Origin of the sequence: Streptomyces sp. NPDC014623 (assembly GCF_043088245.1) — a bacterium.
Lineage (GTDB): Bacteria > Actinomycetota > Actinomycetes > Streptomycetales > Streptomycetaceae > Streptomyces.
In genome coordinates, this window is record NZ_JBIBZU010000008.1 from 290,319 (window position 1) to 299,628 (window position 9,310).

The 9,310-nt window shown below is 71.1% G+C and carries 6 protein-coding genes and 1 pseudogene; 3 read left to right on the forward strand and 4 right to left on the reverse strand.

Annotated elements, in window-relative coordinates:
- Positions 1-261: 261 nt before the first annotated feature.
- Both ACF1FZ_RS16155 and ACF1FZ_RS16160 read left to right on the forward strand, forming a co-directional pair.
- Positions 262-1,350: a tetratricopeptide repeat protein gene (locus ACF1FZ_RS16155; protein ID WP_391774015.1), complete on the forward strand. Its 1,089-nt coding sequence runs from the start codon at positions 262-264 to the stop codon at positions 1,348-1,350.
- On the forward strand, positions 1,347-2,489 hold the full coding sequence (locus tag ACF1FZ_RS16160; protein ID WP_391774016.1) for a polyprenyl synthetase family protein: 1,143 nt from the start codon (positions 1,347-1,349) through the stop codon (positions 2,487-2,489). The genes ACF1FZ_RS16155 and ACF1FZ_RS16160 overlap by 4 nt, the downstream gene beginning before the upstream one ends.
- Before the next feature lie 319 nt (positions 2,490-2,808).
- On the opposite strand, the gene ACF1FZ_RS16165 is transcribed toward ACF1FZ_RS16160, so the two are convergent.
- From ACF1FZ_RS16165 to ACF1FZ_RS16175, 3 genes are all read right to left on the reverse strand, one after another.
- Entirely contained in the window at positions 2,809-3,729 is a 921-nt protein-coding gene (locus ACF1FZ_RS16165) for an AEC family transporter (RefSeq protein WP_391774017.1), read from the reverse strand.
- 679 nt (positions 3,730-4,408) lie between these two features.
- On the reverse strand, positions 4,409-5,602 hold the full coding sequence (locus ACF1FZ_RS16170; RefSeq protein ID WP_391774018.1) for a PP2C family protein-serine/threonine phosphatase: 1,194 nt from the start codon (positions 5,600-5,602) through the stop codon (positions 4,409-4,411).
- A gap of 850 nt (positions 5,603-6,452) precedes the next feature.
- Positions 6,453-7,289: an EamA family transporter gene (locus ACF1FZ_RS16175; protein WP_391774019.1), complete on the reverse strand. Its 837-nt coding sequence runs from the start codon at positions 7,287-7,289 to the stop codon at positions 6,453-6,455.
- Between the two features lie 117 nt (positions 7,290-7,406).
- Between ACF1FZ_RS16175 and ACF1FZ_RS16180 the strand changes: the two genes are divergently transcribed.
- Complete coding sequence (locus ACF1FZ_RS16180; protein ID WP_391774020.1) at positions 7,407-7,991, forward strand: helix-turn-helix domain-containing protein; 585 nt, start codon at positions 7,407-7,409, stop codon at positions 7,989-7,991.
- Positions 7,992-8,449: 458 nt separating this feature from the next.
- On the opposite strand, the pseudogene ACF1FZ_RS16185 reads toward ACF1FZ_RS16180, so the two are convergent.
- Positions 8,450-8,926: pseudogene (locus ACF1FZ_RS16185) on the reverse strand (SAM-dependent methyltransferase); the annotation flags it as partial.
- Between the last annotated feature and the right edge of the window lie 384 nt (positions 8,927-9,310).

The window sequence follows — 9,310 nt, forward strand, 5'->3', positions numbered from 1 at the left end:
GGCCCGGGGGGCCGCCTGCGGCCGTACGCAGGGGAGCACGCGAAGGCCGCTGCTGTGCACGGCCGTTCCGCTCCGGGTGCGGTCTCCCTCCCGTTGACTAGCCCGGGTGTCCCGTGTCGCCCTCAGGTACGACCCATGATCAACACGGAGGGGGATTCGTGGAACCCCTGCCCGCTCATACCGTCTTGATCACAGACGGCGGCCGACAACCGTCGGGACAACCGTTTTGAAGACAGGCGAGACAGTGGGCAGGTGGCACGGGTGACTCAGCAGAATCGGCCGGACAGCAAGGCGTTCGCTCCCGAGTATCAGGGGGCGCTCGGCTCGTTGTCGGTGAACTCCTCCCTGACCGAGGTGCTGGCGAAGGGTGTCGAGGAACTGCGGGCGGCGACACGCGCCGGGGAGCAGGGGGAGATGGCACGCTGCGGACTCGCCGTCGCCGAGGCGTACCGGCGGCTGGGGCGTGTGACGGAGGCCGATGCCGCGTGGAAGGCGAGTTACCGTGCGGCACGTTCGGCGGATGACGTAGGGGCGATGGCCTGGGCCTTGTGGAGCGGTGGCACGCTCGCCCGCCAGCGGGGATCACTGGCGCTGGCGTACCGGCTGCTCGGGCTCGCGGCCGGGATGGGCGAACGAGGGGGCGATGTGGTCGTACGCGGTTACTCGCTCGCCGGGCTCGCGGAGACCGGGCGCATCCAGGGCGATTACGAGGCCGTCGGCGAGCTGCACGAACAACTGCTCGCGGAGGCCCGCAGGCGCGGGGAGGCCAGGCACACCGTATGGGCACTGGAAGGCATCGCCCAGATGCACCGGAACACCGGGGCGTACGACAAGGCACTCGTCCTGTTCGAGGAGGCGGCCGAGACCGCGGGCCGGGCTGACGACTGGCGGGGCCGTGCCTGGGCGTTGCGCGGCATAGCCGATGTGCTCTCCGTACGCGACGGTGACGTGGAGCGCGCGCTGGCGCTGCTCACCGAGGCCGAATCCGTATGCCGCGACATGAAGTTGTCCAGTGCTCTGGCGTACAACCACAAGATGCGGGGCAATGTGCACTACCGGGCCGGGCAGTACCCGCAGGCCCGTGACACCTATACGCAGGCACTCGCGGAATTCGAGGAGATGAACGAGCCACGGGGGGCCGCGCTGTCCCGGCTGGGGCTCGCCAAGTCGCTGGCACGGCTCGGACGGAACCCGGCGGAGACAGCCGTGGAGCTGGCCGGCCTTCGCCGGGACCTGGACCGGATCGGTTTGAGGCACGCCCGGGACATGGTCGACAAGGCGGCGGTGGAACTGGGTGTGGGGCCCCTGCCCGGGGCCGGTCACCGCCTGGCGGAGGCGGTGACGCGATGACCTCCCCCGCGACCGTCTCCGCCGACACCGTACGCACCACCGCGGCCGTTCGGGACACCGTGCCCTCCGGGGGAGCCGCGCCCCCGGATTCCGGTCTCCCGGAGGCCGCGGTCACCGCTCCCCGCGTACTCGCACGCTGTCGCGACCTGGTGCGCCCTTCCTTGGTGGCCGCCATAGGGCGGCTCCATCCCTGGACGGGTGAGATGGCCGCGTTCTCACTCGGCTGGTGCGAAGTCGGCGGCACACCCGCTGACGGGTCCTTCGAGGGTAAGGGCGTGCGCCAGGCCCTCGCCGTACTGTGTGCCGAGGCCGTGGAGGCACCCGGGGAGAGTGCGGTGGCGGGTGCTGTGGCAGTCGAGCTGATCCACACCTTCTCGCTGCTGCACGACGACATCATGGACGGGGACGGGACCCGGAGGCAGCGGGAGACCGTGTGGAAGGCGTACGGCACCGGGCCCGCAGTCCTCGCGGGTGACGCGCTCTTCGCCCTCGCGGTACAGACGCTCGCCGAGACACCGGGACCGCACACGGCCGCGGCTGTGGGGCGCCTTTCCGAGACACTGAGCGGCCTCGTGCGCGGCCAGGCGGAGGACCTGTTGTTCGCGGACCGCCCCTGGACGGGGCCCGAAGCCGTGCGGCCGGAGGAGTACCGCGCCATGGCGGAACTCAAGACCGGCACCCTGCTGGGCTGCGCCGCAGCGCTGGGCGGCCTCCTGGGAGGAGCACCCGCCCGCACCGTCGCCGCACTGGACCGTGCCGGGCGCCACCTCGGAGTGGCCTTCCAGGCCGTCGACGACCTGCTCGGCATCTGGGGTGATCCGGCGGTGACGGGCAAACCCGTACACAGCGATCTGCGACAGCAGAAGAAGACCTACCCCGTGCTGGCCGCCCTCGCCGGTGACGGTCTTCACTCCAGGGAGCTCGCCGTTCTTCTGGAGTCCCCGCTCGCCCTCGACGACGCCGACGCCGTTCGCGCGGCCGCACTCGTGGAAGCGTGCGGCGGCCGCACCGCCACCCTGGACGAGGCAGGCCACCACCTCGATGCCGCCCGCGTCTGCCTGCGGAGCGTGCCTCTCGCCCCACGGGCGTCACGTCAGATCGAGGAGTTGCTCGCATTCCTGCTGCACCGCCGGATGTGAACACCGCGGCGGCCGTTCCGGCCGGCCATGACTCCGTGTCCTCCGACCGGCCCCGGCGCTGCCGCGACCGCAGCGGCCCCGCGGCCCCCGGCCGTCGGTCCTCCTCCAGCACTCAACCAGGCGCTCGGGCCGCTCGGCGACTGGGGGGAGGAGCGGATGCTTCGCGAAGGCGCGGAAGTCCTCGGCGTGTCCGGGACCGCGCGCGGCTGAAGCTGTCTTGTCGTTGCGGGCGCCTCCATGTGGTGTCCGGGGCGCCTGGGCGGGGCCCCGCTCCGGACGGGAGCCGTGGGGGCCGTCCGGTGCGGGATCCGCGTGTCACCTATCCCAGAAGAGCGGCGATGGTGATCAGGACCGGTACGGACAGGATCGTGGACAGCAGTATCGATTCCCGGGCGAGTTGTTCCGCCACACGGTATTTCGAGGCGTAGGTGTAGAGGTTCTGGGCGGCCGGCAGTGCCGAGGTCACGACGACGTCGAGGAGAGCTGCGCCGTGCAGGTGGAAGACGCCCGCGCCCACCCCCCAGGCGATGAAGGGCTGGACGGTCGTCTTGAGGGCGGCGGACAGAGCGATCGCTGGACGGTTGTCCCCGCGGGCGGGGATACCACTGCCACGCAGGGAGAGCCCGAAGGCCAGCAGCACCGCGGGGACGGACATGTTGCCGAGGAGAGTGAGGGGTTCGAGAGCCGGTGACGGGATGGTCCATCCGGTAGCGGCCATGGCGACGCCTGCCGATGAGCCGACGGCCATCGGGTTACGGAACGGAGTGGTGAGGCGCTGCCAAAGGGGCCGGGGCTCGCCGGGGCGGCTCAGGTCGAGGACGGTGAGGGCCAGCGGCGTGACGACGATCTGCTGGAAGAGCAGAACGGGTGCGACGAGCGAGGCGTCTCCCAGCACGTAGACGGCGATCGGGATGCCGAGGTTGCCGGCATTGACGTAACTGGAGCACAGGGCGCCGATGGTGAGCTCTCCGGTGCCCCAGCCTCGCAGGAGTCCTACGGTGACGAAGAGCGCCGCTGCGGCAGCCGTCGCGGTCGCGGTGACGAGAAGCCGTTGGGAGAAGATGACCGACAGGTCCGCGCTCGCCAGCGTGGTGAAGAGCAGTGCGGGGGTCGCCACGTTGAAGGCGAGCCCGGTCAGGACCGCCCGGCCGTCGTCTCCCAGATGCCCGCGGCGTCCGAGGATGTAGCCGACGCCTATCACGACGGCGATCACCGCGAATCCGGTGAGAACTCCCTGCATGGACTTCCTTGCTGATGGATCGCGAGCGGAGGCGGCGAAGACGGCCCTGTGCCGGTGTCCAGGACGTCGGTGCCTCAGGTGCCGGAGCCACCCCGTTACGGGGACCACGGAGGACTCGAGCCCTCGACCGCACCGGAGAAGCCGGCGTGGTGGACTCCCCCGCTCCTTCCTGAAGATCCGCTCGATGATGCGCTGACCAGGACTTAGCCTACGGTCATCATGGAGCTGCGTTTCCGTCGGCTCGGCCGGGGCGGAGCGGACGGCGCCGAGCGCGGTCGAGGACGGGACGCCCTCTGGTACCGGCTCGGCCGTCCGCCCGGGGGCGACGGACGTCCCGGACCCGGCCCGGGGCCGAGACCCCGGAACCGCGCCGCCGGGGGCCGCTCCGTGGACGGGATGAGCTTCGCGGCCCCGAGCCGGCACCGGTTCGGCCGGAGGCCGCAGGACGGCTGGTCAGGCGTCCGGACGGGCCCGGAGCCGTGACGACCACGCCCGGGCGTTACCGGAGCAGCCGCTCGGGAAGGGCGGGGAACGGCGGCCCTTCACTTCACTCGGCCTGCTGAGCGTCCGAGGCGTTCGGGGCGTCTGGGACGGAGAACAGTCCGGCGCCACCGCAGACGCCGGTTTCCGGCAGGGTGAGTTCGACGCGGCCGGCCTCCTCCAGGTCGCCGGCGACGGCTCAGGTGTTCGCCCGTCGATGTCCGGGGCGAGGGCCGTACCAGTCCAGGCACAGGACCGTGGCGTCGTCCTTCGGCGGGTGACCGCTGTAAGCGTCGGCGACCGCCGCGACCAGAGTGCGCACGACCTCGCGCGGGTGCTCGGCGGCGGTGGCACTGATCAGGCCCGGCAGATCGACCGTCTCCGCCTCGCGTTCCTGCATGCCGTCGGTGTAGAGCACGAGGCGGTCACCTCGCCGCAGATCGATGTCCTGCACCTGGTACGGGCCCTGCATGGGCACGCCGAACGGCATGTTCGCCACCAGCGGCACCTCGCTGACACCGCCGTCACGCAGCCGGAGCGGCCAGGGGTGGCCTGCGTTCACGAGCTGGGCACTGGTCCCGTCCAGGGCGATGCGCAGCAGCTGGCCTGTGGCGAAGGTCCGTCGGCCGTGGTCGAGGAGGGCGCGGTGGACCTGAACGGCCTGGCCGGCAAGGTCCACCCCGGCTCGGCGAGCACCGCGGGAAGCGTTGACCAGGAGGGTGGCCATGAGGGAGGCGTCGACATCGTGCCCCATGGCGTCGGTGACGGACAGGTGCAGGGTGCCGTTGTCGAGGCTGTAGTCGTAGGTGTCACCGGCGATGTCGGACGCCGGGACCAGGGCGCCGGCGAGGGCGAACGCCTCGGCTTCGCAGGAGGAGGCGGAGGGCAGGAGCTGGCGCTGGATCTCCGCGGCGAGGCTGACCGAGGTGGTGCGGTTGCCCCAGTGGTAGAGGTCGGTGAAGCGGCGGTCGGTGACGATGATGTACGCCAGCGCGTGCGCGGCCTCCTCGACCTCCTTCAGAACATCCGGTGTGACATCGGTGAGGAACAGCTCCAGGACGCCGATGGTGTCACCGCGGTTGGTGACGGGGGCGAGCAATCGCCGCCCCTGCTCCTCCTCCGGCGCCTCCACCAGTTTCTGGGTGCGCAGGACCTCGTCGTATCCGCTGCTGTCGCCGAGGGGCACGCGCTCGGCCCGGTGCTCGTGCGCCGTGTCCGCTGTGTCGCTCACCCGCAGCAGGCGCCGGCCGACGACGTCGACGAACAGGAACGACACGTATCGCGCACCGAACCTGCCGCGCAGATTGCGTGCCACGACATCGAGGGAGTCAGCCGGCGCGGCACCCTCCGCCGCTGCCAGCACCTCGGCCAGCCCGAACCGGTCACGCGCCACAGCGGCCTCCCATGGGCGCGGGCTCTCCTGCCGCGCTCAGACACTACACACCTCGACCGGGAGACCCTATCCGGCTGCGGGAGCACGCGCCTGAGAACGCGGGACGGCTTCCCCGCAGCCCGGCCCTGGCGCCCGCCTGCCGGACCCTGTGGTTCCTGGCGGCCGACAGGCCCGCCGCTCCCGGAACCGCTCGGGCTCCGGGAGCAGGAACCGTTTCGGCGGAGGGGGCCCGGCGCCGTGGCCCGGGCGGGACGCGGTGGGCCGGCCGGGCTGTTCGTGGGCACGGACGGACCGGTCGGAGCGGAGACCTCCCGGCCGGGGCGGCCACCGGATCGTGGTGCGTGTCCTCCTGCCGGCCGGCACCTTGGTTCCTCGGCTCGCGTGGCGCCACACCGACCTGGCCCCGAGAGGCGAGGCGTCCTGAGCGCAAGAGCCGTCTTCGTCAAGAGTGCCCGGAACAGCCTCGGGCGCCCCGGGCGGGGGTGCGACGTGAACGGCGCCGTCGTGAGCGCCGGCAGAACGGCAGCGTGTGAGGTCTGGTCATGGGGGTCGCGCAAACGCGGTCGTAACGACTCTGCTCCATGTCGTACGGAGACCTGACGGGTGGACAGCAAGCAGTACTGAAACCGCTGTCGTCCATGGACGGGAAGCCGAAGTGGCCGCCGGCAGGGAAGCGGCGGCAGTCGGCCGACGGTTCCCGGTCCCGGACACGTAGCGGCGCACCCCGGCGGGGCCCGTTCCGCGAGGTACGGCCTGTGGTGCGGATTCGGCTTCGTCCGGGCCGGCGCACCGGGCCTGGGCGAACATGCTGTTCTCCTTACGAGGCGGGGGTGCGGTGAGGCTGGAGCCCTCAGGTGAGGGCGAGGAGGCTGACGGCCACTGCAGCGGTCCCCAGGCCGACGAGCTGTCCACGATGGATGCGTTCGGCGAGCACGCCGCGGGCGAGCAGGACGGTGCCGGCCGGGTAGAGGGCGGTGATCACGGCGACGACAGCGAGGTCCCCGCTGCGAGCGGCAAGCAGGAACAGCAGGTTCGCCACGGAGTCGAGCACACCCGCGGCGGCCGACATCGCGTACGCGGGTTTCCGCCCTCCGAGCCTGCGGTACATCAGTCCGGCCGCAGCGAGGATGACGGCCGACGAGACGGCTCTGCCGGTGATCAGGGGGGCGACGCCGCTGTCGGACGGCGCCTGGTGCAGGAAGACCAGCTGGAGGGCGATGGCGGCGCCCGCGCCGAGGGCCAGCAGCAGCGCGGCACGGGACGGGCGGGCCGTCCCGGCGCCATGGCCGGCGCTGACCAGCACCACCGCTGTCATCGCGAGCGGCAGCCCGGCCAGTCCGGCGGCGCCGAGGTCTTCGCCCTGGAGCAGACCTACGCCGACCGGGAGCATGGCTGAGATCAGGGCGGTGACGGGCGAGAGCACGTTCATCGGGCCGATGGCCAGGGTGCGGTAGAGCAGGGCGAACGCGGCGGCCGAGGCGACGCCCGACGCGGCACCCCAGCCGAGGGCGCCGGGACTGAAGGCGGCACCGAGGAACGGCCACAGCAGTAGCTCGACCGTGAGCGAGGCGGGGGCCGCGATCACGACGGTGCGCAGCACATGGGCCTTACGGGCGCCGAGGCCGCCGAGGAAGTCGGCGCACCCGTAGGCGAGGGAGCTTCCCAGAGCCAGCAGCAGAGTGATCACGGCACATCCCTTACTATACAGTGGAACGACTGAACCGTACAACGGAACGACCGTCCCGTGTCAACCAACCGACCGCACGGTGCATTCCAGTGGTCTCTCTGTCAGGATGGTGATCGGATGGCCGAGACGGACGCAGCCCTGCGGACGCTCGCGCACAACGTCAGGACGGCCCGCAATCGCGCGGGCCTTTCGCTGGACGAGCTCGGCCGGCGCGCCAAGGTCAGCAAGGGCGCCCTGGTCGGACTGGAGAAAGCTCAGGGAAATCCGAACTTCGCCACCCTGGTCCGGTTGGCCGACACCCTCGGTGTCTCCGTTTCCGCCCTGTTGGAGGGGCCTGCTGAAGACCGCGTCCGTGTCGTGACCGCCGACGCCGTGATGCCGTTGTGGACCGGGGAGCAAGGAAGCGAGGCCCGGCTCATGCTGACGACCTCGGGCCCCGCCCCGGTCGAGATCTGGCGCTGGAAACTCGAGCCGGACGAGGAGTACCCCAGCCACCCCCACCAGACCGGAGTCATCGAAACCGTCTCCGTCACCGCCGGCCGGATGACCCTCGTCGTCGACGGCACCGAGCACTCCGTCGAAGCCGGACAGACCGCCACCTTCGACGGAGACGCCTCCCACACCTACCGAGGCGCAGGCACCGGAACCTGCCATCTGGTCATGACCGTCCATCTTCCGCCCGGTCCCGCGCCCGCCGCCTGAGCTGCTCGACGGACCCAGCTCTGCGAAGACGCCGGGCCACCGGTGGAAAGTGCCGCTACCGAGTTGTGGGCGGTGGCCGGAACGCTGTTACCCGAAATCGAGAGTTCGGATTCGCCGCGGGCACGGCGTGCCGGCGGCGCCCGCGGGAATGGACCGAGGCCGCCGTGTGTCCGTCGTACGACCCCAGGAGGGACACCAGGCAGCATCTCTGAGCACCCACGCCCCCTGGCATGCCTCTCGCTCGACCTCGGCCGGCGTCGATCGCCAGGACGTCACCCAGGTGCTCCACGCGATGCCGCCGGTACGGGGTGGCTGGGACCGCTCCCGCCTTGCCCGGACATGGTGCTGAGCGGCCATGGCTGCCGACCGCTGCTGCCGCCTCGTGCGGGCCCCGGCGAAGCGGTACATCACCCGCGGGGGCCCGAGCACGGCTCAGGAAACGGTCCCGGCAGCCGGCCTCAGGCAGGCTTACGCCACACGGAGATGTGCTTCGCGGAGTCCTGGGTGAACGGTGCCCCGTCCCCGTCCGCTACGCGACGCTCCAGTTCGAGCCCGGCGATCCGTGCCATCAAGTCGAGCTCTGCCGGCCAGGCGTACCGGTGTCGGGAGTTGTCGCGACGGTAGCGGCCGTCGTCACTATCGGAGGTGAAGTGATGTGAGACGAGAATCTGCTCGACCACGTCGAAGGTGTCGAAGCCGAGATGCCGCTCGGAGACGTCGAACGGCACCGCGGCCTGGCCGGGCGGCAGGAGCCGCAGCGGCGGCACTCCCAGCTCGATGACGAATCGGCCACCGGGCTCCAGGTGACGTGCGGCGTTGCGGAAGCACTCGACCTGCTCGTCCTGTGTGAGCAGGTTCGAGATGGTGTTGTAGACGAGATACACCAAGGAGAACGCACCGGGGACGGTGGTGGTGGCCATGTCCCCGGATGCCACGGAGTCACTCACCTGAGGACCGAGGCCTGTGGTCAAGGGCTTCGAGCCCGTGCGGTCACCATGTGGTAGTGGGACGTGCGGGTCGCGCCTGTATCTCGTTCGCGTGGCGACCCGACGCCTGCTGAGCTGCCGAGCCGGGAACAGCCGGCCTGGTCGGCACGGTTGCAACCGAGGGACCGGCGCCGCACAGGCGGGGGACGCGGAGACCGCAAGGCCGTCCGCCCCACCAGGATCCGGTCCCCGGGAGCGCGGTACACCCACCACGCACTCGGACCAAGACGTATTTCTGCAGGAGAATCTCAATGATCGTGTCAAGCCGCCTGCGTGACCGGTGGGACGGGGGTGAACAGCCTCTTGTCACGCAGCATCGCCCACAGCACGTCG